General features: G+C 64.5%; 27 protein-coding genes. 9 read left to right on the top strand and 18 right to left on the bottom strand.

The genetic code is table 11. From position 1 onward, the window contains the following. Nucleotides 1–12 precede the first annotated feature (12 nt). Entirely contained in the window at nt 13–513 is a 501-nt protein-coding gene (locus BUA29_RS03625) for a DUF456 domain-containing protein (protein ID WP_072755272.1), read from the top strand. 143 nt (nt 514–656) lie between these two features. Here the strand turns inward: BUA29_RS03625 and BUA29_RS03620 are convergent, their stop codons facing one another. Both BUA29_RS03620 and BUA29_RS03615 read right to left on the bottom strand, forming a co-directional pair. Beyond that, a complete protein-coding gene (locus tag BUA29_RS03620) occupies nt 657–1,052 on the bottom strand; it encodes a hypothetical protein (protein ID WP_072755271.1) in 396 nt (131 codons plus the stop codon). Then, nucleotides 1,049–2,569: a fumarate hydratase gene (locus BUA29_RS03615; RefSeq protein WP_072755270.1), complete on the bottom strand. Its 1,521-nt coding sequence runs from the start codon at nt 2,567–2,569 to the stop codon at nt 1,049–1,051. The genes BUA29_RS03620 and BUA29_RS03615 overlap by 4 nt, the downstream gene beginning before the upstream one ends. 146 nt (nt 2,570–2,715) lie before the next feature. Here BUA29_RS03615 and BUA29_RS03610 point away from each other — a divergent pair, with 146 nt between their 5' ends. Next, complete coding sequence (locus BUA29_RS03610; protein WP_072755269.1) at nt 2,716–3,510, top strand: ferredoxin--NADP reductase; 795 nt, start codon at nt 2,716–2,718, stop codon at nt 3,508–3,510. A gap of 74 nt (nt 3,511–3,584) precedes the next feature. Here the strand turns inward: BUA29_RS03610 and BUA29_RS03605 are convergent, their stop codons facing one another. Both BUA29_RS03605 and BUA29_RS03600 read right to left on the bottom strand, forming a co-directional pair. Then, a complete protein-coding gene (locus BUA29_RS03605) occupies nt 3,585–3,995 on the bottom strand; it encodes a hypothetical protein (protein WP_072755268.1) in 411 nt (136 codons plus the stop codon). Then, the gene (locus BUA29_RS03600) at nt 3,995–4,474 is read right to left on the bottom strand and encodes a glutathione peroxidase (protein WP_072755267.1); all 480 of its coding nucleotides are present in this window, start codon (nt 4,472–4,474) and stop codon (nt 3,995–3,997) included. Before BUA29_RS03600 ends, BUA29_RS03605 begins: the two co-directional genes overlap by 1 nt. 138 nt (nt 4,475–4,612) lie before the next feature. Here BUA29_RS03600 and BUA29_RS03595 point away from each other — a divergent pair, with 138 nt between their 5' ends. After that, entirely contained in the window at nt 4,613–6,799 is a 2,187-nt protein-coding gene (locus BUA29_RS03595) for a M3 family metallopeptidase (RefSeq protein WP_072755301.1), read from the top strand. Between the two features lie 72 nt (nt 6,800–6,871). Here the strand turns inward: BUA29_RS03595 and BUA29_RS03590 are convergent, their stop codons facing one another. The 3 genes from BUA29_RS03590 to BUA29_RS03580 form a co-directional block, all read right to left on the bottom strand. Beyond that, nucleotides 6,872–7,732 (bottom strand): RsiV family protein, encoded by an 861-nt coding sequence (locus BUA29_RS03590; RefSeq protein ID WP_084602330.1) that lies wholly within the window; start codon nt 7,730–7,732, stop codon nt 6,872–6,874. A 129-nt stretch (nt 7,733–7,861) separates the two neighbouring features. Beyond that, nucleotides 7,862–8,071, bottom strand: coding sequence for a cold-shock protein (locus BUA29_RS03585; protein ID WP_072755265.1), 210 nt, complete (start codon nt 8,069–8,071; stop codon nt 7,862–7,864). Between the two features lie 225 nt (nt 8,072–8,296). After that, on the bottom strand, nt 8,297–9,013 hold the full coding sequence (locus tag BUA29_RS03580) for a pseudouridine synthase (protein ID WP_072755264.1): 717 nt from the start codon (nt 9,011–9,013) through the stop codon (nt 8,297–8,299). Nucleotides 9,014–9,116: 103 nt separating this feature from the next. Here BUA29_RS03580 and BUA29_RS03575 point away from each other — a divergent pair, with 103 nt between their 5' ends. Beyond that, complete coding sequence (locus BUA29_RS03575) at nt 9,117–10,127, top strand: sensor histidine kinase (RefSeq protein WP_084602329.1); 1,011 nt, start codon at nt 9,117–9,119, stop codon at nt 10,125–10,127. Nucleotides 10,128–10,136: 9 nt separating this feature from the next. Here BUA29_RS03575 and ppnN read toward each other — a convergent pair whose 3' ends face one another. The 5 genes from ppnN to grxD all read right to left on the bottom strand — a co-directional run bounded on the left by ppnN (nt 10,137) and on the right by grxD (nt 16,807). Then, entirely contained in the window at nt 10,137–11,534 is a 1,398-nt protein-coding gene (gene ppnN / locus BUA29_RS03570) for a nucleotide 5'-monophosphate nucleosidase PpnN (RefSeq protein ID WP_072755262.1), read from the bottom strand. A gap of 92 nt (nt 11,535–11,626) precedes the next feature. Next, the gene (locus tag BUA29_RS03565; protein WP_072755261.1) at nt 11,627–14,974 is read right to left on the bottom strand and encodes a TonB-dependent receptor; all 3,348 of its coding nucleotides are present in this window, start codon (nt 14,972–14,974) and stop codon (nt 11,627–11,629) included. Nucleotides 14,975–15,162: 188 nt separating this feature from the next. Continuing rightward, nucleotides 15,163–15,756 (bottom strand): YhgN family NAAT transporter, encoded by a 594-nt coding sequence (locus BUA29_RS03560; RefSeq protein WP_072755260.1) that lies wholly within the window; start codon nt 15,754–15,756, stop codon nt 15,163–15,165. Then, on the bottom strand, nt 15,753–16,481 hold the full coding sequence (locus tag BUA29_RS03555; RefSeq protein WP_072755259.1) for an SDR family NAD(P)-dependent oxidoreductase: 729 nt from the start codon (nt 16,479–16,481) through the stop codon (nt 15,753–15,755). The genes BUA29_RS03560 and BUA29_RS03555 overlap by 4 nt, the downstream gene beginning before the upstream one ends. Next, nucleotides 16,478–16,807, bottom strand: coding sequence for a Grx4 family monothiol glutaredoxin (grxD, locus tag BUA29_RS03550; RefSeq protein WP_072755258.1), 330 nt, complete (start codon nt 16,805–16,807; stop codon nt 16,478–16,480). Before grxD ends, BUA29_RS03555 begins: the two co-directional genes overlap by 4 nt. Before the next feature lie 196 nt (nt 16,808–17,003). Here grxD and sodB point away from each other — a divergent pair, with 196 nt between their 5' ends. Continuing rightward, the gene (sodB, locus tag BUA29_RS03545) at nt 17,004–17,582 is read left to right on the top strand and encodes a superoxide dismutase [Fe] (protein WP_072755257.1); all 579 of its coding nucleotides are present in this window, start codon (nt 17,004–17,006) and stop codon (nt 17,580–17,582) included. Nucleotides 17,583–17,694: 112 nt separating this feature from the next. On the opposite strand, the gene BUA29_RS03540 is transcribed toward sodB, so the two are convergent. Next, nucleotides 17,695–18,834 carry a 5-(carboxyamino)imidazole ribonucleotide synthase gene (locus tag BUA29_RS03540; protein ID WP_072755300.1) on the bottom strand — a complete coding sequence of 380 codons (1,140 nt, stop codon included), beginning with the start codon at nt 18,832–18,834 and terminating at the stop codon, nt 17,695–17,697. 10 nt (nt 18,835–18,844) lie between these two features. Continuing rightward, nucleotides 18,845–19,351, bottom strand: a complete 507-nt coding sequence (gene purE / locus BUA29_RS03535; protein WP_072755256.1) for a 5-(carboxyamino)imidazole ribonucleotide mutase — start codon at nt 19,349–19,351, stop codon at nt 18,845–18,847. A 62-nt stretch (nt 19,352–19,413) separates the two neighbouring features. Here purE and BUA29_RS03530 point away from each other — a divergent pair, with 62 nt between their 5' ends. Genes BUA29_RS03530 through BUA29_RS03520 form a run of 3 tightly spaced genes read left to right on the top strand, consistent with a single transcriptional unit; the run spans nt 19,414 to nt 20,901 of the window. Beyond that, the gene (locus BUA29_RS03530; protein ID WP_072755255.1) at nt 19,414–19,683 is read left to right on the top strand and encodes a Trm112 family protein; all 270 of its coding nucleotides are present in this window, start codon (nt 19,414–19,416) and stop codon (nt 19,681–19,683) included. Further along, on the top strand, nt 19,680–20,552 hold the full coding sequence (gene nadC / locus BUA29_RS03525; protein WP_072755254.1) for a carboxylating nicotinate-nucleotide diphosphorylase: 873 nt from the start codon (nt 19,680–19,682) through the stop codon (nt 20,550–20,552). The genes BUA29_RS03530 and nadC overlap by 4 nt, the downstream gene beginning before the upstream one ends. Before the next feature lie 4 nt (nt 20,553–20,556). Continuing rightward, on the top strand, nt 20,557–20,901 hold the full coding sequence (locus BUA29_RS03520; RefSeq protein WP_072755253.1) for a DUF3301 domain-containing protein: 345 nt from the start codon (nt 20,557–20,559) through the stop codon (nt 20,899–20,901). 63 nt (nt 20,902–20,964) lie between these two features. Here the strand turns inward: BUA29_RS03520 and BUA29_RS03515 are convergent, their stop codons facing one another. Both BUA29_RS03515 and BUA29_RS03510 read right to left on the bottom strand, forming a co-directional pair. Next, nucleotides 20,965–21,420, bottom strand: coding sequence for a ClpXP protease specificity-enhancing factor (locus tag BUA29_RS03515; protein ID WP_072755252.1), 456 nt, complete (start codon nt 21,418–21,420; stop codon nt 20,965–20,967). Next, nucleotides 21,420–22,055, bottom strand: a complete 636-nt coding sequence (locus BUA29_RS03510) for a glutathione S-transferase N-terminal domain-containing protein (protein ID WP_072755299.1) — start codon at nt 22,053–22,055, stop codon at nt 21,420–21,422. The genes BUA29_RS03515 and BUA29_RS03510 overlap by 1 nt, the downstream gene beginning before the upstream one ends. Here BUA29_RS03510 and BUA29_RS12210 point away from each other — a divergent pair. Beyond that, the gene (locus BUA29_RS12210) at nt 22,036–22,179 is read left to right on the top strand and encodes a hypothetical protein (RefSeq protein ID WP_178137887.1); all 144 of its coding nucleotides are present in this window, start codon (nt 22,036–22,038) and stop codon (nt 22,177–22,179) included. The two genes, BUA29_RS03510 and BUA29_RS12210, sit on opposite strands and share 20 nt — an antisense overlap. On the opposite strand, the gene BUA29_RS03505 is transcribed toward BUA29_RS12210, so the two are convergent. Continuing rightward, nucleotides 22,173–22,934: a cytochrome c1 gene (locus BUA29_RS03505; RefSeq protein WP_072755251.1), complete on the bottom strand. Its 762-nt coding sequence runs from the start codon at nt 22,932–22,934 to the stop codon at nt 22,173–22,175. The two genes, BUA29_RS12210 and BUA29_RS03505, sit on opposite strands and share 7 nt — an antisense overlap. Beyond that, complete coding sequence (locus tag BUA29_RS03500; RefSeq protein WP_072755250.1) at nt 22,927–24,198, bottom strand: cytochrome b; 1,272 nt, start codon at nt 24,196–24,198, stop codon at nt 22,927–22,929. Before BUA29_RS03500 ends, BUA29_RS03505 begins: the two co-directional genes overlap by 8 nt.

Genomic DNA, 24,198 nt, shown 5'->3' with positions numbered 1-24,198 from the left:
GCAGGCACTGCCATGACGCTGACGGTGGCGCTTTACCTGCTGGCGGGGTTGCTCGTGCTGATCGGTCTTGCCGGCACTGTGCTGCCGGTTCTGCCGGGTGCACCGCTGATCTTTGCCGGCCTCGTGCTGGCGGCCTGGGCCGACGGGTTTACCCATGTCGGCCTGTGGCCGCTTGTGATCCTGGGCCTGCTCACCCTGTTGTCGCTTGCGGTCGATCTGTGGGCCAGCGCCCACGGCGCGCGCCGGGTCGGCGCCAGCCGATGGGCCATGCTGGGGGCCGTTCTCGGCACCATCGTCGGGCTTGCGTTCGGAGTGCCAGGCCTGTTGCTGGGGCCATTTGTCGGAGCACTGGCTGGCGAACTGCTACACCGCCGCAGCCTGCACCCGCAAGCCCTGGCGGCGGCCGGACGGGTCGGCGCCGGCACCTGGCTGGGGCTGGCCCTGGGCGCCGCCTTCAAGCTGGCACTGGCGCTGGCGATGCTGGGCGTATTCGCCCTGGCCTGGTGGTTGTAACCGACTCGAAAAGCCCAGCCTGACCCTACCCCCATCTGGACGGGTCAGTCACAGGCCTGCCCCACGTCCAGAGACCACGCGGGCGAATGCCGCTGCCGCGACGATTTGCGCGGGCGGATGCGCTGCGCGGGGCAGCGGTTGCGTCACTGGCCGTAGAGCAGCCAGTGGCGGGCCGCCTGTTCATCGTTGAAGGTGCGGATGGTGATGCCCCGCTCACGGCAGAGGATCTCGCCGTATTCGCTGCCTTCAAGATCGTCCAGCAGCTCGACGAACGCGATGCGAACGGCTTGCAGGCCGGACGCCACCATCGCGTCGATCACCGGCTGGATTTCAGTCAGCTCAACGGTGTCCTGCAAGGTTTCCACCACCAGCAGGCGGGTCGTTCCGGTTTCGCGACACAGATTGCCCAGCAGCGTCCAGTACGCCACCGAAACCGCCTGCGAATCGCAACCGTCACCCACCTGCGCACGCAGGTAGCCGGCTTCCTGGCTCAGGTAGATCCTGAAACCCTCACCCTCGAGGATGCGCGGAAGTGTCAAGCCAGCACCTCCAGCGGGATCCGACCGATCTTCTCGCGCCACAATCGCGGCCCGGTCTGATGCACCGAGGTGCCCCTGCTGTCCACCGCCACGGTGACCGGCATGTCCTTGACCTCGAACTCGTAGATCGCCTCCATGCCGAGATCCTCGAAGGCCACCACCCGCGCCGCCCGGATGGCTTTCGAAACCAGGTAGGCCGCACCGCCCACCGCCATCAGGTACACCGCCTTGTGGTCGCGGATCGCCTCGATCGCCGCCGGGCCACGTTCGGCCTTGCCGATCATCCCCAGCAACCCCGTCTGCGCCAGCATCTGCCGGGTGAACTTGTCCATCCGGGTGGCGGTGGTGGGGCCGGCCGGCCCCACCACTTCATCGCGCACCGGATCGACCGGACCGACGTAGTAGATGAAGCGACCATTGAAATCCACCGGCAACGGCTCGCCGCGGTCGAGCATGTCCACCATGCGCTTGTGCGCCGCATCGCGGCCGGTGAGCAGTTTGCCGCTCAACAGCAGCACCTCGCCGGGCGTCCAGGTCGCCACCTCGTCACGGGTCACCGTGTCCAGATTCACCCGGCGTGCGTTCTGCGGGCTGTAGGTGAGCGTTGGCCAGTCCTCCAGCGCGGGCGGTTCCAGCGCCACCGGGCCGGAGCCGTCCAAGGTGAAATGGGCGTGGCGGGTGGCGGCACAGTTGGGGATCATCGCCACCGGCAGATTGGCGGCGTGGGTCGGATAATCCTTGATCTTGACGTCCAGCACCGTGGTCAGCCCGCCCAGCCCCTGGGCGCCGATGCCGAGCGCATTGACCTTTTCATACAGCTCGATGCGTAGCTCTTCGATCCGGTTGGACGGGCCACGCGCCATCAATGCCTGGATGTCGATCGGCTCCATCAGCGCTTCCTTGGCCAGCAGCATCGCTTTCTCCGCAGTGCCGCCAATCCCGATCCCCAGCATCCCGGGCGGACACCAGCCGGCCCCCATGGTGGGCACGGTCTTGAGCACCCAATCGACGATCGAGTCGGACGGATTGAGCATCACGAACTTGCTCTTGGCCTCGCTGCCGCCCCCCTTGGCCGCCACGATCACATCGACCTTGTCGCCGGGCACGATCGAGACGTTGATCACCGCCGGGGTGTTGTCTCGCGTGTTCTGACGCTTGCCAGCCGGGTCGGCCAGCACGCTGGCACGGAGCTTGTTGTCCGGGTGGTTGTAGGCGCGGCGAACGCCTTCGTTGACGGCGTCCTCCAGCGAGCCGGTGAACCCCTCCCAGCGCACGTCCATGCCCACCTTCAGGAACACGGTGACGATGCCGGTGTCCTGGCAGATCGGGCGGTGGCCCTCCGCGCACATGCGCGAATTGATGAGGATCTGCGCCATCGCATCGCGGGCCGCAGGCGATTGCTCGCGTTCATAGGCGGCGGCCAGACTCTTGATGTAGTCAACCGGGTGGTAGTAGCTGATGTACTGCAGCGCGTCCGCGATGGACTGGATCAGATCGTCCTGTTTGATGGTGGTCACGGCAAATCACCGGCATGGGAGAGCGTGGAATTTTACCCTCCTGACCCACTGGCCGATGCCATCCGGGTCGCCGATTTGCCCTGGATCAAATCCGTTGCTGCGCCGCATCGTAAAATGCGCGTCCACTTCGCACATCCAGCGTACCCATGGCCTCTCCCTTCGGGACCGAAACGGTGCTCGACGTCCGTCACTGGACCGACGCCTATTTCAGCTTCACCACCACCCGCGATGACGGCTTTCGCTTCGACAACGGCCAGTTCGTGATGATCGGCCTAGAAGTCGAGGGCCGGCCGCTGCTGCGCGCCTACTCCATCGCCAGTGCCAACTGGGAGGAGGAACTAGAGTTCTTCAGCATCAAGGTGCCGAACGGGCCGCTGACCTCGCGCCTGCAGCACATCAAGCCCGGCGACACCTTACTGATCAGCCGCAAGCCGACCGGCACCCTGCTGATCTCCGACCTGCACCCGGGCCGCAATCTGTATCTGCTGGGCACCGGCACCGGGCTTGCGCCCTGGCTGTCCATCATCAAGGACCCGCAGACCTATGAGCGCTTCGAGAAGGTGATCGTGGTGCACGGGGTGCGGACCGAACAGGATCTGGCCTACCGCGACTACCTCACCCGCGGGCTGCAATGCCATGAATACCTGGGTGAGCAGATCCGCGCCCAGCTGCTGTACTACCCGGCCGTCAGCCGCGAGGACTTCTACTGGCACGGCCGGCTGCAGCGCGGCCGAATCACCGACCTGCTCGACAGCGGGCGAATCACCGCCGATCTTGGCCTGCCAGCCCTGGATCCAGCCCATGATCGCGCCATGCTATGCGGCAGCCCGCAGATGCTGGCCGACTTCCGTGCCATCCTCGACCGGCGCGGTTTCACCGCTTCGCCACGCATCGGCAGCCCCGGCGAATACGTATTCGAACGCGCGTTCGTGGAGAAGTGACACCGGCGCCGCCCGAACACACGGCCACGCCTGCCGCTCAAAATAGTTTCGAGCACGCCGCACCCGGCCTGCGCTCACACCTGCCCGTACCGCAACCAGAGCATGGCCTCGGCCTCGGTGCCAAAGGTACGCACCCGGTAACCGCGCTCCTGCGCCAGCACCTGCGCGTATTCGATCCGCGGGATCTGGTCCACCCGGGCCTCGACATAGGCGATCTGGACGTTTTCCAACCCAAGCCCGGCCAGGCTGTCGAAAAACCGTTCCAGCTCGGCATCGGTCATGACTTCGCCCGGCATTTCGTCCAGCACCAGCAGCTGGGCGGCCCCAGCCTCGGTGACGGCGCGGGCGATCTTGCGCCAGTACTCGGTGGTGACCGCCAGATTCTCCTCCGGCCCCACCTGCCCCTGCAGCCGCACGCTCAACAGGGGCGGCTGGAACTCAAACAGCAGGCGGTAGCGATCACCTTGCTCATTCCAGGCCCGCATCACAGGGCCGCCTCGATCCGGGAGGCCAGCGACTCCGGCGCCTCGGTGGGCGCATGCCGCGAAATCACCTGACCGTCACGCCCAACCAGGAACTTGGTGAAGTTCCACTTGATCGCATTGATCCCGAGCAGACCGCCCTTCTGGGTTTTCAGCCAGGCCCAGAGCGGGTGGGCATTCGGGCCGTTGACCTCGACCTTGGCAAACATCGGGAAGGTGACGTCATAGGTCAACGTGCAGAAATTGCGGATCTCCTCGGCATCACCCGGCTCCTGATGGCCGAACTGATCGCACGGGAACCCCAGCACCACCAGCTCCTGCGGGCCGTACTTGCGCCACAGCGCCTCCAACCCCTGGTATTGCGGGGTGAAGCCGCACTTGCTGGCGGTGTTGACGATCAGCAGCACCTTGCCACGCCACTGCGACAACGGCTGCACCTTGCCGTCCAGATCGACGGCGGAAAAATCGAACGCGGTCGGCATGACCCGACTCCTGTGTGTGACCCCTGCCAGCATTGTGCGCATATTTTCCGGCCAATGACAGCCCCCGGCCGGGACACACCGGCATCGTCTAGAATGGCGGCTTCCATCGTTCATGCAGGAACCTACATGTCCCGTCCGATCACCTGCGCACTCGTATTGGCCGTTGCCACTGCCTTGACCGGCTACGCCCACCCTGTCCACGCCGCCAAGCCGCACGCCAAGAAATCGACGTCCACGCGCCAGGAGGCCCCGATGGCTGCCACTGCCTACAGCGGCCCGTTCGCCGCCCCCAGCCCGCTGCCGATGCACTATCCGCAGTTCGACAAGATCAAAGACAGCGACTTCGCCCCGGCCTTCGACGCCGGCATGGCCATCCAGCTGCGCGAGATCGAGGCGATCGCCAACAACCCTGCACCGCCCACCTTCGAAAACACCATCGTCGCGATGGAAAAGACCGGCCAGGTGCTCAACCGCGCAACCAGCGTGTTCTTCAACCTGGTCGCCACCGACAAGAACCCGGCCCGGGAAAAGCTGGAAACCGAATACGCGCCGAAGTTCTCCGCGCACGCTGACGCCATCGCGCTGAACCCCAAGCTGTTCGCCCGAATCAAGGCGCTGTACGAACAGCGTGACCAGCTTGGTCTGGATCCGGTGGATCGGCGCCTCCTGGAAAAGCGCTACCAGGACTTCGTGCGCGCTGGTGCCGCTTTGGACGAAACCCAGAAGGCGCGTATCCGTGCCATCAATACTGAGCTGGCCCAGCTCAACACCCGCTTCGACCAGAACGTGCTGGCTGAGGTGAATGCGTCCGCCGTGGTGGTGGACGACCGCGCCCAGCTGGCCGGTCTGCGTGACGAACAGATCGCAGCCGCCGAGGAAGCGGCCAAAGCCCGCAATCTGCCGGGCAAATATGTGATCGCCCTGGTCAACACCACCGGCCAGCCGGTGCTGGCCCAGCTGGAAGACCGCGCCCTGCGTCAGCGCATTCACGAAGCCTCGGTGGCGCGCGGCAGCCGCGGCAACCAGTGGGACAACACCGGGGTGATCGCGCAGGTGCTCAAGCTGCGTGCCGAACGCGCGCGCCTGCTCGGCTACGACACCTACGCCAACTATGTGCTGGCCGATGAAACTGCCCGCAACCAGGACAACGTCAACGCCATGCTGCGCCAGCTGGCGCCCAAGGCGGTGGCCAATGCCCGCCGCGAAGGTGCCGACCTGCAGGCGATGATCGACGCCGAACAGAACGCCAAGGGCCAGCCGAGCTTCACCCTGCAGCCCTGGGACTGGGCGTACTACAGCGAGAAGGTGCGCAAAGCGAAGTTCAGCTTTGATGAAAGCCAGCTCAAGCCGTATTTCGAGATGCGCAACGTGCTGGAAAACGGCGTGTTCTATGCCGCTAACCGCCTGTATGGCCTGACCTTCAAGGAACGCACCGACCTGCCCAAGTACCACCCCGACACCTGGACCTACGAGGTGTTCGACCGCGACGGCAAACCGCTGGCCATCTTCATCTGGGACCCGTATGCCCGCGCCTCCAAGCGCGGCGGTGCCTGGATGAACACCTACGTGGCCCAGAACAAACTGCTGGGCGAGCAGCCGGTGGTGGCCAACCACCTCAACATCCCCAAACCCGCCCCTGGCAAGCCCACCCTGCTGACCTGGGATGAAGTCACCACCGCCTTCCACGAGTTCGGCCACGCTCTGCACGGTTTCTTCCAGGACGTGCGCTACCCGTATTTCTCGATGAACGTCCCGCGTGACTTCGTCGAGTACCCGTCCCAGGTCAACGAAATGTGGGCCGACTGGCCGGAGGTGCTGGCCCATTACGCCAAGCACTACCAGACCGGCGAGCCAATGCCCAAGGCGCTGCTGGACAAGGTAATCGCGGCATCGAAGTTCAACCAGGGCTTTGCCACTACCGAGTACCTGGAAGCGGCGATGCTGGACCAGCGCTGGCACCAGCTGCCACTGGAACAGATCCCGGACGGCAAGGACGTGATGGCGTTCGAAGCACAGGCACTGAAGGCCGATGGCTTTGACTATGCCCCGGTGCCGCCGCGCTACCGCACGCCTTATTTCAGCCACATCATGGGAGGCTACGCGGCCGGCTATTACGCTTACATCTGGTCGGAAGTGCTGGCCGCCAACACCTCGAAGTGGATCCGCGATCACGGCGGCCTGACCCGCGAAAACGGCGACCAGGTCCGCGCCAAGGTGCTGGCACCCGGCGGCGAGATCGCACCCGACCGGCTGTTCCCCAACCTGGCCGGCTACGAGCCTGCGATCGAACCCCTGCTCGAGCAGCGCGGTCTGGACAGTCACTGACAGACGGCCTAGGACGCTTCGCCTCCACACACGCCGCCTTCGGGCGGCGTGTGTGTATTGGGGCAGATGCAATCAACCTGACCCTTGCGAGCGCGTTCGCGGCGCAGGACCAAACAGCGCGCGGTAGGCGGGCGCAACATTCGGCAGCAACATCCGCGCTGGCACGTCCACGGTCTGGGTGCCGTCGGCATACGGACCCACCTGGTACGGCGGAAACACGAAGCGTATTGCGCGAATGCTGCCATCGGCATTGATCACCGGCTCAAACAGCGCGAAATGGCGGGCATCGGGCTGGGTCCCCTGCTCGATCATCGCCATCCGCAGGCGTCGCGCCGCCTCCCGCGCTTCTCCCTGCACGCCCGCCTCATCCAGACTCTGCTCCATTCGGTCGCGCAACACGCCACGCACGTAGTCCGAGACCGGCCGCCACCCTTGCGCATCCGGGATCAACTGCTCGGCTGCCAGCATCTGCTGCTGTGCCACCAGCCAGACGAACCGCTGCTCCAGCGGCTCGCCATGGGCGCCCCCCAGATAGCTGCTGCCGCTGGCCGCCACCGCCACCAGCCGCGGGGTTTCCGCCACCATGCTGAACTGCAGGCTGAGGTCGTATGGCATCGCCGGCTTGCGCCCCTGCAACGCCTGCACCGCCCGCATCAACCGCTCCCGGCACGCGGCGGCATACGCCTGCAGGGCATCGGCCAGAGGCGGATACTTGGCCGCTGCCTGCGGATAGCTGATCCCGATCAGGTACGCCGGTGTGGTTTCGATGACATCGTGCAAGCCGGCTGCCTGCGCACTGGCATTGGCCAGCGGATGCGCGACCTCGTCGTCCTGGGCAACCGGCTGATTCTGCTGGCAACCTGCGACGACCGTCAGAGCAACGCAGATGGCCAACAGGCGAGGCATCAGGTGATCGGCAACAGGTAACGACATGGACACAACAGGCTGAGTCGGCTGAAGACACCGGCAGCGCTGCCGGCGGCATCATTTTGACATGCCCCCAAACGGAAGAAGCCCGGCCTGGGCCGGGCTTCTTCGGATGCGCGATGCGCGTGCGGCGGCTTACAGCGCCTGTACTTCGTCGGCCTGCAGGCCCTTCTGGCCCTGCACCACCTTGAAGGAGACCTTCTGGCCTTCCTGCAGGGACTTAAAGCCCGTGCCCACGATCGAGCGGAAGTGGACGAAAACGTCCGGGCCCGACTCCGGGGTGATGAAGCCAAAGCCCTTGGCATCGTTGAACCACTTAACGGTACCGGTCTGACGATCCGACATGTTGCAAACTCCTGAATAACAGTTGGAAATGAAAACACGGCAGGCAAACCAGCCGCGACTGTCGAGCAAGGGTCAACGCACACGATGTAGCGGATCGCGATGGATCTACCGCATCGGGTCACGATGTACCGTGATCCCGCTTGGAACAGTGAGCGCACATTACCCTGTTTTTGCTGTCATGTGTGTATCCGGCACAAGAATTTTTTGCGGATACCCCAGCGCCACTCACCAGTCGGTCTGCTCCGGCAGCAGCCCGCGCAGCTCTGCATCGGTCAGATTGCGCCACTGACCGGGCTTGAGATGTCCAAGCCGGACATTGCCGATCCGTACCCGGACCAGCTGCTTGACCCGGTAGCCGAAATGCGCCGCCATCAGCCGGATCTGCCGGTTCAACCCCTGCACCAGGACAATGCGAAAGCCATAGCGCCCCAGCTTCCCGGTTCGACAGGGCAAGGTGGGCACGCCATGCACCGGCACCCCGCCCCGGGCCATGCCACGCAGGAACTCGTCGGTCACCGGGTGGTTCACCGCCACCAGATATTCCTTCTCCAGCTTGTTCTCGGCGCGCAGGATGCGGTTGACGATGTCACCGTTGCTGGTCAGCAGGATCAGCCCCTCGGAGTCCTTGTCCAGGCGCCCGATCGGGAAGATGCGCTGCTCATGACCGACGAAATCGACGATGTTGTCCTTGACCGTGGACTCGGTGGTACAGACGATCCCGACCGGCTTGTGCAGGGCGATGTACACATGCCGTCGCTTGCCTTTGGCCGCCGTACGCACAGCCAGTGGCCTGCCGTCGATCTGAACACGATCCCCCTCGGCGACTTCAGCGCCGATGCGGGCCCGTACCCCGTTGACGGTGACCCGGCCTTCGGCAATCAGGCGATCGGCTTCGCGGCGCGAGCAGTGGCCGCTGTCTGCAATATGTCGGTTCAGGCGCATGATGGACGCATTCTACCGGCTGCCCCATCACGCCATGCCGTTTTGCGCGCACTCATGCGCACGGCTACCCTGATCCAACCCGCTGTCTCTGCAACATGATGCCGTGAACGCACCCCACCACCCACTGGCCGCCCTCTGGCGCCCCACCGCCCTGCTTGGAGTGCTGCTGGGCGGCGAAGCGCTGGCGGCGATCCTGGCCTTGGCCCCCATGCAGGACGACAACCGGCTGGTGCACTTCGGGCTGGCCTCACTGGGAATCCAGTGGGTGACGATTGCAACCTTATGCGCGCTTTTTCTTCTGCGCCGGCCGCTCTCACGCCTGTCCGGACTTCGGCTGGCCTGGGTGTGTCTGGCACTGTTTCTGTTGATGAGCCTGCTGGTGGCAACCGCCGCCTGGCACATCCTGCAGATGACCGACAGCGCTAGCGGCACGCAGGCGGCATTCCTGCTGCGCCAGATGGGGCTGGCGACCGTGGTCGGGCTGGTCGGGCTATTGGCCTACCGCAACTATGCGCAAGCACGGCACCTGGCTGTGCATGCCAAACAGCGCGAGCTGGAAGCCCTGCAGGCCAGGATTCGGCCGCATTTTCTGTTCAATACACTCAACACCGGTGCCGCGCTGGTGCACGCACAACCAGACGTGGCCGAACGGGTGCTGCTGGATCTGGCCGATCTGTTCCGCAGCGCGCTGCGTGGCCCGCAACGCATCCCATTGGCCGAGGAACTGGCGCTGACCCGCCGCTACCTGGACATCGAAGCCCTACGGCTCGGACCGCGGCTGACGCTCGATTGGGACGTCCCCGACCCGGTGCCCACCGTGCAGGTCCCCTCGCTGTCGATCCAGCCGCTGGCCGAAAACGCGATCCGCCATGGCATCGAACCGCTGCCCCAGGGCGGCCGGGTGGAAATCCGTGTCCGCACTAATGACCGACAGATCGAAGTCACGATCACCAACGACCTACCGCCAGACCGAGCCAAGACACAGGGCCACGCCCTTGGCCAAGCCGCCAGCCGGCAGCGGATCGAAGCGCTGACCGGCAACCGCGGCCGGCTCGACACCGCGATCGAGCAGGGCCGCTACGTGGCACGCCTGGTGCTGCCCCTGGACAACTGAGGCGGCGGCTTACCGCACCACTCGGTAACAGGGCCGATAATCACCCGCGATCTTCATCCGGCGCTGCTGCACGAACGCCTGCAACAGCCCATCCAGCGCCTGCATGATGTCGGCATCGCCGTGAATCTCGAACGGGCCATGCGCTTCGATGCGGCGCATACCCTCCTCCTTCACATTGCCCGCAACGATGCCGGAAAAGGCACGGCGCAGATCCGCCGCCAACTCATATGGCTTGCGACCGTGGTGCAGGTCCAGCGCGGCCATCGCCTCGTGGCTGGGCACGAACGGCTGCTGGAACGGCAACGGCACGTGCAGTTTCCAGTTGAAGAAGAAGGAATCCTGCTGGGCGATGCGCTGTTCCTTGACCTTGCGGATCCCTGCGGTCATCCGTTTGGCCACCAGCTCAGGGTCGGCCACGATGATTTCATAGCGTGCAGCGGCGGCCTCGCCCAGCGTGAGCCGGATGAACCGGTCGATCTGCTCGAAATACGGCGCGGCTCCGGTCGGTCCGGTGAGGATCAGCGGGAAGTGCAGGCCTTCGTTTTCCTCGCGCAGCAGAATGCCAAGCAGATACAGGATTTCCTCTGCCGTGCCCACGCCGCCCGGGAACACAATGATGCCGTGCGCCATGCGGACGAACGCCTCCAGGCGCTTTTCGATGTCCGGCATGATCACCAGGTGGTTGACGATGGGGTTGGGCGATTCCGCAGCGATGATCCCGGGCTCGGTGATCCCGATGTAACGGCTACGCCGGTGCCGCTGTTTGGCATGGGCGATGGTCGCCCCCTTCATCGGCCCCTTCATCGCCCCTGGGCCGCAGCCGGTGCAGATGTCCATTCCGCGCAGCCCAAGCTGATACCCCACATGCTTGGTGTACTCGTACTCTTCGCGCCCGATCGAATGGCCGCCCCAGCAAACCACCAGGTTGGGATCGCCCGGATGCAGGACACGGGCATTGCGCAGCAGGCGGAACACCGCATCGGTGATGCTGGCCGAGGTTTCCAGGCACGTGCCGATGTTCAGATCGATCGCGGTATAGGCCAGGTCACGCACCACTGCAAACAGCAGCTCCGCCACACCAGCGATGATCTGGCCATCGACGAACGCCATCGCCGGCGCATTGCAAAGCTCGATACGCACGCCGCGATCCTGCTGGCGCACCTGGATGTCGAAATCGGGATACAGCTCCTGGGCAGCCCGCGGGTCGTCGGATGCGCTGCCGGACGTCAGCACCGCCAGCGCACAGCGACGCAGCAACTCATGCATGCCGCCATCGGCAGAGGCATCGCGCAGTCGCGCGACTTCCTCGCGCGAGAGCACATCCAGCCCGCCGCGGGGATAGATGTGGGTGGAGACAGTAGGTAGGGTCGTGGACGATTGGGTGTGAGTGTCGTTGCTCTTGTTCATGCAGCCACTTTAGCGCAGTTGCCCGCACTTCTTGCAGATAAAAAAACGCCCGGGTTGCCCCGGGCGTTGCAGTCAGGATGCGTCAGGTGCGATCAGAACTTGTACTTGACCGTCAGCAGCGCCTGCCAGCGCGAGATCACGCGGGCCGGGTTGCTGTAGGTGTCGTACACGCCAAAGTTCTGCCAGGCCGGGTTGGTCGGCGTACCGATGTCGTAGACGTACTGGCAGTTGCCCGGGCTTGGGCAAACCACGTCGGCGACATTCGCCAGACGCCGGGTGGCAAAGAACCCAAGTCCGTTCTGCTGCCCCCAGTTCTTGTTGAGCAGGTTCAGGAAGTTGTAGATGTCCAGACGGACCACGAACTTGTTGCCCTTGAAGAACCCGGGCAGTTCCTGCTGAATGCCGACATCGAGCTGGTTGATCCAGGGCTGATGCGAGGCATTGCGCTCGGCGATCTGACCACGACGAGAGTTCAGGTACGGGTCACTGCTGATAAACGCCTGGAAGGCATCGATCTGTGCCTGGGTGGTGCCGGCCTTGTAAGTCACCTTCGGGTCATTGAGGGTCGGGATATAGGCCAAATCGACGTTGCTGATGCCGTCGCCGTTGACATCGGTGCCAAACACCCAGCTGTAAGGCAGACCGTTGCGGCCGTTGTAGTACACCGACAGCGTGGTCTTGTTGTCACCGAAGAAAGCGTGATCCCAGTTGAGCGAGACCTTCACCGACAGCGGCACTTCGAAGCGCGAGGTCGCCTCCACCGAATCGTTCGGGTTCACCCGCGCCACGTAGTTGTAGTTGGAAAACGCCTGCGAGGCAGTGCCAGGATTGACCTCGGTGCTGCGGGTCTGGGTCACGCTGAAGCTGCCACGGAAGCCGTTGGCCATGACCTTGGAGAAGGTCAGGGTCAGCGAATCGGTATGCCCCTTGTTGGTATTGGTCAGCAGCGTCGAGTTGGTCGTGATCTCCTTAAAACTGCCGTTATTGGTCCCGGTGCCGATCGAGGTCGTGCTGCTGTTCGGATAGGTCTGCCAATAGGAATAGCGGCCATCCGGTAGCACACCGTTGGGCGTACCCAGGTTCGGGGCCTTGTAGTCAATCGCGTTCTTGGCCTGCAGATGCTGGTATTCCACGCTGGTGGTGATCCCCCACAGCCACGGCAGCTCAGCATCCCAGCCCAGGCTGAACTTCCAGGCGGTCGGCAGCTTGAAGTTGGGATCGATCACGTCGATCTGGCATGCCGCAGTGGTCGAGCACACACCGGCCGCCGCCGCCGTCGGACCCGGCTGGTTATAGGGGTCCGGACTGAACGGATCGGTACTCGGGCTGGTGGAGGTGTACTGCTTGGCGGACACCACCCCGTTATTGGTGTAGGGGTTGGTCATCCACACGTACGGCGGCACGGTCTGGAACAGGCCGGCACCACCGCGCAGCTGCATCCGGGTTTCGGTCGGGAAGGTGTAGTTGAAGGCGATACGCGGCTCGATCACCTTGTTTTTGGCGCTCAGCGTCGTGTTGCTCGGATAGCCGAAGCGGCTTTCCCACACCGGCGCACCCGGGGTAGCCCCCGGCGCAGTGTTGGTCGCGCTCTCCAGCGCCACCGGCGGCGCATGGTCGGCCTTCGGGATATTGACGCGCACGCCATATACCACGGACAGATTGTCGGTCACCTGCCAGGTGTCCTGCAGGAACGGGCTGATCTGGGTGTACTTCCAGGTCCCTGCGCTATCCGCCAGGGTCACCCCAGTCGGCAGATAGAACTTGACGAACGAGTAGTAATCCTTGTTCTGGATTTCATCCAGAACCGAACCATTACCATTCTTGTCGTAGAAGCTGTAGGAACCGTGCAGCAGGCGACCGAAAATATTGGCCACCTTGTTGCTGAGGAAGTCCACGCCACCCTTGATCACGTGATCGCCGACATAGTAGGTGCCGGAGAAGGTGCCGCTGATACGCTTGCTGTCGATCGAGTTCTCGTGGCGGAAACGATCTTCGCCACCGATCACACGCGGCGCCGAGCCATTGACCGCACTGGAGTTGGTGGAATTGCTGCACTGACTGGGGGTTGCCGTGAAGCAGGCATACACCTCGGGCTGATTGATGGCAGCACCGTTGTTGGCCTGGTAGTGCTGATAGCCCAGCTTGAACTCGGTGCTGAAGTTTTCGGTCCAGTCGCTGAACAGCTGCACAGAATAGTTGTCGGTCTTATTCGCCACCGTGTACCAGTTACTCGGCAGGATGGCGATGTAATCGCGCACATACGAACCGTACGGGGTGGGCCGCTTCTCGTCGGTGCGCTGGAAGGTGAAGCTGGCGCGGTGGTTGTCGTTGATGTTCCAGTCCAGCTTGGCCAGGGTGCGCTTGTTATCCAGCGCTGCGGCAATGGCATCACCATAGCGGCCGACCTTGAGACCGATCGCATCGAAGGCCGCGGCGACGTCATTGACCTGCTGCTGGGTGAGCTTGTTGCTGGTCACGGCATCGGTACCGACGCCGGCCAGACCGCTGATCTTCTGTTCCTCGTACGAAGTAAAGAAGAACAGCCGGTCCTTGATGATCGGGCCACCGAAGGTAAAGCCCGTGGTTTCGTTCTTGTCAAAGCCCTTGTAGGCCGGGCCACCGCGGCGACCAACCATGCTGCTGGCATCGGTCAACGCGTAGTACAGCGAACCACGGAAATTGTTGGTACCGGACTTGGTCACCGCATTGATGCTGGCGCCCACCGCATCGTTGGTGACGTCGAAGCCGGTGATCTTGATGTCATAGGCGGCGATGGTGTCCGGCGAGATCGGCGAACCGGTAAAGCCCAGGCCGTTGGCATTCAGGCCGAACGGGTCGTTCACCGACAGGCCGTCCACGCTGATGCTGTTGTAGCGGTTGTTCTGGCCGCTGGCGGAGATCGAGCCGTCGTTCTGGTCGGTCACCGTCACCCGCGGATCAAGGCGGGCGATGTCGTCCAGCGAGCGGTTGCCGCTCACCGCGGTTTCCAGCTGGCGACCGCTGATCGAAGTGCCCATGCCGCGGTTGGCAGGGTCAAACAGATAGTTGCCGGCATCACCGACCACAACCACCTTGTCCAGTTCGGCCGACACCGGCGCCAGCGAGGCGTTGACGGTGGTCACCTGGTTCAGTTCCAGATAGACGCCGTCTTCGGTCTTGGTGCCCTCACCTGGCTTGCTGATGACGATCTGGTACGGGCCGCCCACACGCAGGCCGCGGGCGTTGTAGCGCCCGTTGGCGTCGGTGACGGTACGGCTGACCGTGCCGGACTCGACATGGACGATGGTGACCTCGGCGCCGGCAACGGGCTGCCCCTTGGCACCGACGACCTGGCCGGCCAGACCAGCGGAAGTGCTCTGCGCAAACACGGGCGCCGCGGCAAGGGCGACCATCAGGCCCAGCGACAGCCGGGACAGGCGGACGCGGTTTCGGTGGTTCATGACGAATGACCTCTGCGTGATAGAAAAAATGACGTCGGGCGTAAAAAAACTGCCCCGGATCGCCGCCCCCTACGGTTTCCGGGCCATGACTTGTGGGGGTTCCCGCCGCCATCCCTTGACGCACGGGCTCACCAAAGTTTAACACAGGCTAAAGGGCGTTCGTGACTCCTTTGTGACAACCAGGTGCATCAGGGCATGGCGCGCAGATAGGCGGCCACGCCGTCCAAGAACATCTGCACCGACAGCGCCACGATGACCATCCCCATCAGCCGCTCCAGCGCGATCAGGGCGCGTGTCCCCAGCAACCGCTTCAGCCAGGTCGCCGAAAACAGGATGACGGCAGTGGCAGCCCAGGCCAGGGTCAATGCCAGCATCCAATCCCCCATGCGATCCGGATACTGACTGCCCAGCAGCATCACCGCTGCCATGCAGGAGGGACCGGCGATCATCGGGATGGCCAACGGGACGATGAACGGCTCCCCGCCCGGAACATCCCCCATCACCCCGTCGGCGGTTGGAAAGATCATCCGCAGACCGATCAGGAACAGCACGATGCCGCCTGCGATGGACACCGACTCTCGCCGCAGGTGCATCAGATCCAGCACGTACTGACCGCCCCACAAAAACAGCATCAGCACCACCAGCGCGATCAGCAACTCGCGCAGCAGGACTTTGCGCTGACGCGCAACCGGCACGTGCCGAAACAGGCTGAGCAGCACCGGGATGTTGCCCAGCGGGTCGAGAATGAAAAACAGCAACAGGGCGGCGGAGGCGATGGTCATGGCAGGCGGATCTCCCGGATCTTGCCGCGCCATGGGGCGCCGGCTGGCGACAGCAGCTCGACGCAGGCCGCCGCATAGGCATCGACCGGCCGGGCGGCATGATCGGCATTGGCCTGATACGCACGGGCCCGCAACCCGGTGCGCATCGGTCCCGGGCGCAACCCGCTGATGCGCACCCCGCCTTCGCCCAGCTCGGCCTGCAGCATGGAAATCAACGCCGCTTGACCGGCCTGGGCCAGGCCGTAACCGCCCCAGAACGCACCGCTGGAGCGCACCGGATCGTCCACCACGAACACGACCGCCGCATCTTTTGTCTGCCCCAATAGCGGCAGGCAGGCCTGGGTCAGCCACCAGCGCGCGGTCAGATCGACATGGATGGCGCGAGCGAAATCGGCCGGGTCGGTGTGCTGCAACGGGGTCAGGCCCTTGAACTCGGCCGCGCAGTGCAGCACCCCGTCCAGTCGTCCATACGCCTCGCCGATGCGATCGACCAGCGTCAGGTAGTCGTCCGGGCTGGCGCCCTCCAGGTCGAGCGGATACAGCGCCGCCTGTCCGCCCGCTGCCTCGATGGCGTCATACACCCGGTTGAGTGGAGCCACCTTGCGCCCGAGCAGGACGACCGTGGCGCCGGCACGGGCGCACGCTTGGGCAGCGGCGCTGCCCAACCCGCCCGCGGCACCGGTGACGAGAATGACCGAGCCCTGCAAGGGTGCCGTCACGTTCAATCCTTCTTCAGTGCGTCGGCGACCAGTCGGGCCAGCTCACCGGATTCGGCCAGCTCGACGGTGATGTCGCAGCCACCGATCAACTCGCCCTTGATGAACAGCTGGGGAAAGGTCGGCCAGTCGGAGTAGCGCGGCAGGTTGGCGCGGATCTCCGGCTCTTCCAGCACGTTGACGGTGTAGAGCGCATCACCGGCACCGGCGGCCTTTAAGGCCTGCACGGCGCGGCTGGAAAAGCCGCACATCGGAAACTGCGGGGTTCCTTTCATGAACAGCACGATGGGATGATCTTCGATGATCGTGCGGATGCGTTCTTCCACGGTCGTCATACTGCAAGCTCCTGCAAGGATTCTTCGCCACGCCCAACCCGTATCGCGGACACGGATGCCGGCATACTTCACAGGCACGCCGCTGCACGCGGCTTCACCTGCTTTAGAACGGTGATGGCGGCTACAATGGAGGCGCATTGTATGCCCTCTGCGCGGCTATCGCCGCACGCTCACCCCTCTCTCAAGGAGATTTGTCATGGCGATTGAACTGCCCCCCCTGCCTTACGACCGCACCGCACTGGAGCCGCACATCTCGGCCGAGACGATCGATTACCACTACGGCAAGCATCACCAGGCCTATGTGACCAACCTCAACACCCTGATCGCCGGCACCGAGTTTGCCGACATGCCGCTGGAGGACATCATCCGCAAGTCCCAGGGCGGCATCTTCAACAACGCCGCGCAGGTGTGGAACCACACGTTCTACTGGAATTGCCTCAAGCCCAACGGCGGCGGCGAGCCCACCGGCAAGCTGGCCGAGGCCATCAATACCGCCTTCGGCAGCTTTGCCAAGTTCAAGGAGGAGTTCACCAAGACCGCGGTCGGCACGTTCGGCTCCGGCTGGGCCTGGCTGGTGCAGCGCCCGAACGGCAGCCTGGCCCTGGTCAGCACCTCCAATGCCGCCACCCCGCTCACTGGCGAGGACACCCCGCTGCTGACCTGCGATGTGTGGGAGCACGCCTATTACATCGACTACCGCAACGCCCGTCCGAAGTACGTCGAGGCGTTCTGGAACCTGGTCAACTGGGACTTCGTGGCGTCCCGCATGAAGTAAGTCGCACGTGCGGATGCCCCATCCTGCAAACGGCCGGGAAGACCCGGCCGTTTTTCTTGCTGGCACACGCTCGCACCCGCCGTCGCGCCGTCGCAGTCCGAATTGTGCGCGTTCAGCCCAGTCGGGCAATCACCGGCGCCACCTGCGCCTGCCGGCCCAGCGCCTCGCCAACGCGGCGCAACGCGTCGGCAAGGGCCTGCCGGGAATCGGCGCGCAGCGTGGCATGCCCCACTTTGCGACCAGGACGCGGCGATTTGCCGTAATCGTGCCAATGCCCGCCCGCCTCGCGCAGCACCGCCGTCGCATCGGGCAGATCACCGATCCAGTTGAGCATGCAGGCATGACCAATCGGACGCGTGGCGCCCAACGGCAGCCCCAGCACCGCCCGCAGATGGTTCTCGAACTGGCTGGTCTCGCTGCCTTCGATGGTCCAGTGCCCAGAGTTGTGCACGCGCGGGGCCATCTCGTTGGCCAGCAGCTCACCATCGCGGCAGAACAGCTCCAGCGCAAACACGCCCACGTAGTCCAGGGCCTCGGCCAGCTTGCGCGCATGCGCCAGCGCACCGTCGCGCAGCGCCTCGTCCACCGGGGCTGGTGCCAGACTGGCCGATAGCACGCCATCGACGTGCCAGTTCTCGGTCAGCGGCCAGGCGCGGAATTCGCCGTCGCGGCCGCGCACGGCAACCACCGAAAGCTCACGCTGGAAGGCGACGAAGCCTTCGAGAATCAGCCCCACGCTGGCAGCCTGCGGCCCCAGCGCGGCCCAGGCCGCGTCGATATCGGCCGGCGTTTTGAGACGGAACTGGCCCTTGCCGTCATACCCCAGCCGGCGCGTCTTGAGGATGCAGGGCGTGCCGATCGCGGCCACTGCCTCACAGAGCTGCGCATGGGTCTCGACCGCGGCAAACGGAGGGACCGGAATCCCCAGATCGCGGAACAAGGTTTTTTCGGCAAGCCGGTCCTGGGCCGTGGCCAGGGCGCGTGGATTGGGAAACACCGGCACTCGCCCGGTCAGCCACTGCGCCGCCTCCGCCGGGACGTTCTCGAAATCGAACGTCGCAACATCGATACGTTCGGCAAACTGGGCCAGTGCCGCAGGATCGCTGTAATCGCCCAACAGCATCGGCGCACACTGCCCCGCGCAGGCGTCGGGGACATGATCGAGAACCAGAAACCGCAGCCCCAGCGGTGCACCCGCCAGCGCCATCATCCGGGCCAGCTGCCCGCCCCCCAGAATCCCGACCGTGGTCATGCCCGCCCCTTCAGTGCCGTGGATCGCCATGCGCCAGCACGTCCTCGGTCTGACGGGCACGGAATGCCGCCAGCGCCTCACCGATGGCGGGGTGGTCGGCGGCCAGCATTGCCGCGGCAAACAGCGCCGCGTTGGCGGCCCCGGCACTGCCGATGGCGAACGTGGCCACCGGAATCCCGGCCGGCATCTGCACGATCGACAACAGGGAATCCAGCCCGTTCAACGCCTTGCTCTGCACCGGTACCCCCAGCACCGGCACTGCCGTCTTGGCCGCCAGCATGCCGGGCAAATGCGCCGCCCCACCGGCCCCCGCGATGATGGCACGCAAGCCACGTCCGGCCGCACGCTCGGCATACTCAAACAGCAAGTCCGGCGTGCGATGCGCGGAAACCACCCGCACCTCGTGCGGCACGCCCAGCGCCTCCAGTCGGGCAGCGGCGTGCTGCATGGTGTCCCAGTCGGAACGCGATCCCATCACGATGCCGACCAGCGGCCCGTTGTCGTTGGCGGTGGACATGATCCTTCCCCTGCACGCAAAGGATTATTCTAGCGGGCCCACCTGGCCAATGCCCGCCCCGAATGGACCGCAAACTGCTCGACCTGCTCGTCTGCCCCACCACCCGCCAGCCGCTGACGCTGCTGGATGCCGCCGGACTTGCGGCACTCAATCGCGCCATCACCGCAGGTGGCGTGACCCGCCAGGACGGCAGCCCACAGCGTGAGACGCTACAACAGGCCTTGTTGACGCGTGACCGCCAGTGGATCTACCGGATCGACGACGGCATTCCGGTGCTGCTGGCGGAGGAGGCCATCGCCACGGCCCAGCTCGCCGATTTCCCGACCGCATGACCCCCAGCGCCCTCCCGCCCGATCCGGCTGTCGTGGCCGCCAATGTGGCAGCCGCCCTGTGTGAAGACTTAGGCCCCGGCGATGTCACCGGCATGCTGCTGGACGATGCCCCCGACTGCGCCTATCTGCTGTGCAAGGAAGACTGCATCGTCGCCGGTCGGCCCTGGTTCGATGCCTGCCTGCGCACCCTGGATCCCGAAATACGGATCGACTGGCGCTGTGCCGAAGGCGACCGCATCGCCGCCGGAACGGTGATCGCCACGCTCCAGGGCCGCCGCCGCGCCCTGGTGGGCGGCGAGCGTGCCGCGCTCAACTTCCTGCAAACCTTGAGTGGCACTGCGACCACCACCGCCCGCTACGTGGACGCCGTACGCGGCACTGGGACAGTCATCCTGGACACCCGCAAGACCTTGCCCGGGCTACGCCTGGCGCAGAAATACGCCGTGCGCATCGGCGGCGGCATGAACCACCGGTTTGCCCTGTTCGATGCGGTCATGCTGAAAGAAAACCACATCCGCGCCTTCGGCTCGGTGACCGCCGCAATCACCCGCGCGCGTGCCTTGCACCCAACCCTGCCGCTGATCGTCGAAGTGGAAACGCTGGACGAACTGCGGCAAGCACTCGATACCGGCTGCACGCGGATCCTGATCGACGATTTCGACAGCCCAACGCGCCGCGAGGCGGTGCGCATCGCCCGCGCCGCGCCCTATCATGGCCGCATTCCGCTGGAAGTGTCGGGTGGTGTGGATCTGGCGACGGTGCGCGCGATCGCGGAAGACGGCGTGGACTGCATCTCGATCGGCGGCCTGACCAAACACCTGCACGCCATTGATTTCTCGCTGAAACTCGGCCCACCACCCACCTGTTGACCGCATGCCCAGCCTGTTGCTCCTGCTGCTGATCGGCGTCGCCGGTTTTTTTGCCTTCACCCGCGCTCGCGCCGCGGCCGAACGCGCCGCCGAAATCAGCCGCGACGCCTGCCAGGCCGCTGGCGTGCAGTGGCTGGATCACTCGGTCGCCGCCACCGGCGTGCGGCTGCGCCGCACGCCTGACGGTTGGCTGGGGCTGGAGCGGCGTTACCGCTTCGAGTACTCCGAGGACGGCCAGGATCGCCATGTCGGCCAGATCGTCCTGCTGGCGGGCCGGCTGGTCGGCTTCAGCGGCCCAACCCGCGCCGCACAGGCGGTGGTGCGCCCGCTGGCATCCTCGCAATCGTGAGGTGTCGTCAGGACGCCATGCTGCACCGCAGCATACAGCGGCAGGGCACACCAAGGCAAGACCTTACTTGACGATACGCAGATGCGGCCCACGCGGCGGGCGATCGGGCGGGCCGTCGGTCGATGTAGATCCCGCCGGCGCATCTTCTGGCGGCGAGGCCGCCTCGTCGATGCCATTGCTCAACGCCGGTTCCGGCGGCAAGGCCATGCCCTGCCCGGTCTCCCGCGCGTAAATCGCGATCACTGCCGCCACCGGCACGACCACCTGATGACTGACGCCGCCAAAGCGTGCCGAAAAACGCAAGGCGTCATTACCCATCTGCAGATTGCCGACGGCGCGCTCGGCGATGTTGAGCACCACCTGCCCGTCCTTGATGACATGCGGCGGCACCCGCACACCCGGCACGCCAGCATCGACCAGCAGATGCGGGGTCATGCCGTTATCGGCGATCCATTCGTACAACGCCCGCAACAGATAGGGGCGCTGGCTGGTCATGGGTTGCATCGGTGCGGAGGTCATCAATCGGGGATCGCGCGCAGGCGCTTTTCCTGCTCGGTCAGGCTGCGGGTAAAGCCGGGGTTACGGAAGATGCGATTGCCGTATTCCTCGATCACCTTGCCATCTTTGGGCAACGGCACGCCGAGCGCTTCCAGACGCCAGATGATCGGCGCCATCGCACAGTCGGCCAGGCTCATTTCCGGGTTGAGGAAGAACTTGCTGGCCTTGAATAGCGGCAGTGCCGCGGTCAGCAACTCTTTGAGCCGCTTGCGACCGGCCTCGGCCTGCTGCTTGTTGCCGTACTGGATTGCCTGAACCTGTGGCACCCAGTCGTGCTCGATGCGCAGCATGGCCAGCCGCAGACGGGCACGCGACAGCGGATCCACCGGCATCAGCGGCGGGTGCGGATAGCGTTCGTCCAGATACTCGCTGACCACGCTGGCGGCATACAGCACCACGTCGCGTTCGACCAGGGTCGGCACGGAATGGTAGGGATTGAGATCGATCAAGTCTTCCGGCGGATTCTGCGGATCCACCGGCACCAGATCGTAGGTCACCCCTTTGGCCGCCAACACCAGCCGGACACGGTGGCAAAGCACATCATCGACAGCAGAGTACAGGGTCAGGGCGTTACGCATGCGCGGACTCACAGCCATCATCAGCACCACTCCCACGCGTCCGACCCACGCCGGACGCACCGATGCCACCCGTCAGAGCCGGGCGACGGTCAAGCGTCGTTCGCTGCAGCGGGCGTCCGTGCCGAAGATGCCCCGTCAGTGAACGTCCCGCCAGTATTCGTTCTTCAACAGCCAGGCCATGAAGGCAAAGAACACCAAGAACAGCACCGCCCACACCCCGACCCGTTCCCGTTCGAGCGCGACTGGCTCGCCCACGTACTCCAGGAAAGCGGTGATGTCGCGTACCGTCCGGTCAAACTGCTCCGGGGTCTGGCGACCCGGCTGACTAAGGGTGAAGCCTTCCACCGGAAGCTCCCCGGACTCGGTCTTCTTGCCATACACCGGCTGCTGGATGCCCTGCAGCGACCACAGCGGGTTGGGCATCGAGGCATTCGGGAACAACGTGTTGTTCCAGCCAACCGGGCGGCTCTCGTCGACGTAGAAGGACTTCAGATAGGTGTAGATCCAGTCGCTGCCGCGCACGCGGGCGATCAGGCTGAGATCCGGCGGCGCCTTGCCGAAGGCTTCCTTGGCCAGCTCCGGCGGCATCGCCGACAGCACGTGATCGCCGATTTTGGCCCCGGTGAAGTTGAGGTTGTTCATCACCTCGTCTTCGCTCAGGCCAAGATCCTGCGCGATCCGCGCATAGCGCACGTACTTCAGCGAGTGGCAGCCGCTGCAGTAGTTCATGAACAGAGCAGCGCCACGTTGCAGTGAAGCGCGGTCATTGAGGTCCACGCCAGCCTGCTGAAGATTGCCTTCCTCACTGGCCAGTGCTGCCGCCGACAGCAGCATCGTGGCCACACCCAGGATCAGGCGGGGCAGCAGCCCGCGCTTGCGAACAATGGAATCAGTCATGCATCGTCACCCGTTCCGGGACCGGCTTGGTCTTGTCGAGCCTGGACCAGACCGGCATGGTGATGAAGAACGCGAAATAGAGGAAGGTCAGCACACGGCCGATGATGGTTTCCACCGGATCCGTACCCGGGCCGGCACCGATCTTGGCCAACCACAGGAAGCACACCGCAAACATCAGCAGCATGGTCCAGCTCAGCCAACCACGGTAGCGGTACGACTTCACCGGCGACTTGTCCAGCCACGGCACCAAAAACAGCATGACGATGGCGCCGAACATCACCAGCACACCCCACAACTTGATGCCGAAGAACGACGGCACCACCCGCAGCATCGCGTAGTACGGTGTGAAATACCACACCGGCTTGATGTGCGCTGGCGTCACCAGCGGATTGGCTTCGGTGAAGTTGTCATGCTCCAGGAACCAGCCACCGAAGGTGGGCGCGAAGAAGATGATGAAAGCGGCAATGACCAGGAAGGCGCCGACGTAGAACGTGTCCTTGACCGTGTAGTACGGGTGGAACGGAATGCCGTCGGCCGGCGCGTTGGGCGACCAGCGGTTGCCCTTGGGCCCCTTCTTGATTTCAACACCGTCCGGATTGTTGGAACCGACTTCGTGCAAGGCGAAGATGTGCAGCACCACCAGCAACAGCAACACCAGCGGCAGCGCGATCACGTGCAGGGCGAAAAACCGATTCAGGGTGGCATCGCCCGGGTTGTAGTCACCCATGATCCACTCGGTCAGCCCGCCGCCGATCACCGGGATGGCGCCAAACAACGAGATGATCACCTTGGCGCCCCAGTAGGACATCTGGCCCCAGGGCAGCACATAGCCCATGAAGGCCTCCGCCATCAGCACCAGATAAATGACCATGCCCAGCAGCCAGACCAGCTCACGCGGCTTGCGGTAGCTGCCGTACATCAGGCCGCGGAACATGTGCAGATAGACGACGATGAAGAACAGTGAGGCGCCGGTGGAGTGCATGTAGCGGATCAGCCAGCCCCACTCCACGTCGCGCATGATGTACTCGACCGAGCCAAAGGCCTCCGCCGCGCTCGGTTTGTACTGCATGGTCAGGAAGATGCCGGTCAGGATCTGGTTGGCCAGCACCACGATCGACAGCACACCGAAGATGTACCAGATGTTGAAATTCTTCGGCGCGTAGTACTCGCTCATGTGCTTGCGGTACACCGGCATCAGGCCGGGCGCGCGCTCATTGACCCAGTCCATCAGGCCTTGCGCGGTGCGGGTGAAGATGTTGGCCAT

The sequence above is a fragment of the Thermomonas hydrothermalis genome, from assembly GCF_900129205.1.
GTDB lineage: Bacteria > Pseudomonadota > Gammaproteobacteria > Xanthomonadales > Xanthomonadaceae > Thermomonas > Thermomonas hydrothermalis.
This window is presented reverse-complemented; position numbering and strand designations above follow the sequence as displayed.

Bases quoted from the DNA above. Each gene is read 5' to 3' on its own strand.
- BUA29_RS03560 (WP_072755260.1), bottom strand. From the start codon at position 15,756: ATGACCATCGCCTCCGCCGCCCTGTTGCTGTTTTTCATTCTCGACCCG.
- BUA29_RS03600 (WP_072755267.1), bottom strand. From the start codon at position 4,474: ATGCCGACCGCGTTCGATTTTTCCGCCGTCGATCTGGACGGCAAGGTG.
- BUA29_RS03500 (WP_072755250.1), bottom strand. From the start codon at position 24,198: ATGGCCAACATCTTCACCCGCACCGCGCAAGGCCTGATGGACTGGGTC.
- sodB (WP_072755257.1), top strand. From the start codon at position 17,004: ATGGCGATTGAACTGCCCCCCCTGCCTTACGACCGCACCGCACTGGAG.
- grxD (WP_072755258.1), bottom strand. From the start codon at position 16,807: ATGACGACCGTGGAAGAACGCATCCGCACGATCATCGAAGATCATCCC.
- BUA29_RS03540 (WP_072755300.1), bottom strand. From the start codon at position 18,834: ATGACCACGGTCGGGATTCTGGGGGGCGGGCAGCTGGCCCGGATGATG.
- BUA29_RS03585 (WP_072755265.1), bottom strand. From the start codon at position 8,071: ATGTCGGATCGTCAGACCGGTACCGTTAAGTGGTTCAACGATGCCAAG.
- BUA29_RS03520 (WP_072755253.1), top strand. From the start codon at position 20,557: ATGCCCAGCCTGTTGCTCCTGCTGCTGATCGGCGTCGCCGGTTTTTTT.
- purE (WP_072755256.1), bottom strand. From the start codon at position 19,351: ATGTCCACCGCCAACGACAACGGGCCGCTGGTCGGCATCGTGATGGGA.
- BUA29_RS12210 (WP_178137887.1), top strand. From the start codon at position 22,036: ATGCGCGGACTCACAGCCATCATCAGCACCACTCCCACGCGTCCGACC.
- BUA29_RS03625 (WP_072755272.1), top strand. From the start codon at position 13: ATGACGCTGACGGTGGCGCTTTACCTGCTGGCGGGGTTGCTCGTGCTG.
- BUA29_RS03565 (WP_072755261.1), bottom strand. From the start codon at position 14,974: ATGAACCACCGAAACCGCGTCCGCCTGTCCCGGCTGTCGCTGGGCCTG.
- BUA29_RS03505 (WP_072755251.1), bottom strand. From the start codon at position 22,934: ATGACTGATTCCATTGTTCGCAAGCGCGGGCTGCTGCCCCGCCTGATC.
- BUA29_RS03515 (WP_072755252.1), bottom strand. From the start codon at position 21,420: ATGACCTCCGCACCGATGCAACCCATGACCAGCCAGCGCCCCTATCTG.
- BUA29_RS03580 (WP_072755264.1), bottom strand. From the start codon at position 9,013: ATGCGCCTGAACCGACATATTGCAGACAGCGGCCACTGCTCGCGCCGC.
- BUA29_RS03510 (WP_072755299.1), bottom strand. From the start codon at position 22,055: ATGGCTGTGAGTCCGCGCATGCGTAACGCCCTGACCCTGTACTCTGCT.
- nadC (WP_072755254.1), top strand. From the start codon at position 19,680: ATGACCCCCAGCGCCCTCCCGCCCGATCCGGCTGTCGTGGCCGCCAAT.
- BUA29_RS03530 (WP_072755255.1), top strand. From the start codon at position 19,414: ATGGACCGCAAACTGCTCGACCTGCTCGTCTGCCCCACCACCCGCCAG.
- BUA29_RS03610 (WP_072755269.1), top strand. From the start codon at position 2,716: ATGGCCTCTCCCTTCGGGACCGAAACGGTGCTCGACGTCCGTCACTGG.
- BUA29_RS03605 (WP_072755268.1), bottom strand. From the start codon at position 3,995: ATGCGGGCCTGGAATGAGCAAGGTGATCGCTACCGCCTGCTGTTTGAG.
- BUA29_RS03590 (WP_084602330.1), bottom strand. From the start codon at position 7,732: ATGTCGTTACCTGTTGCCGATCACCTGATGCCTCGCCTGTTGGCCATC.
- ppnN (WP_072755262.1), bottom strand. From the start codon at position 11,534: ATGAACAAGAGCAACGACACTCACACCCAATCGTCCACGACCCTACCT.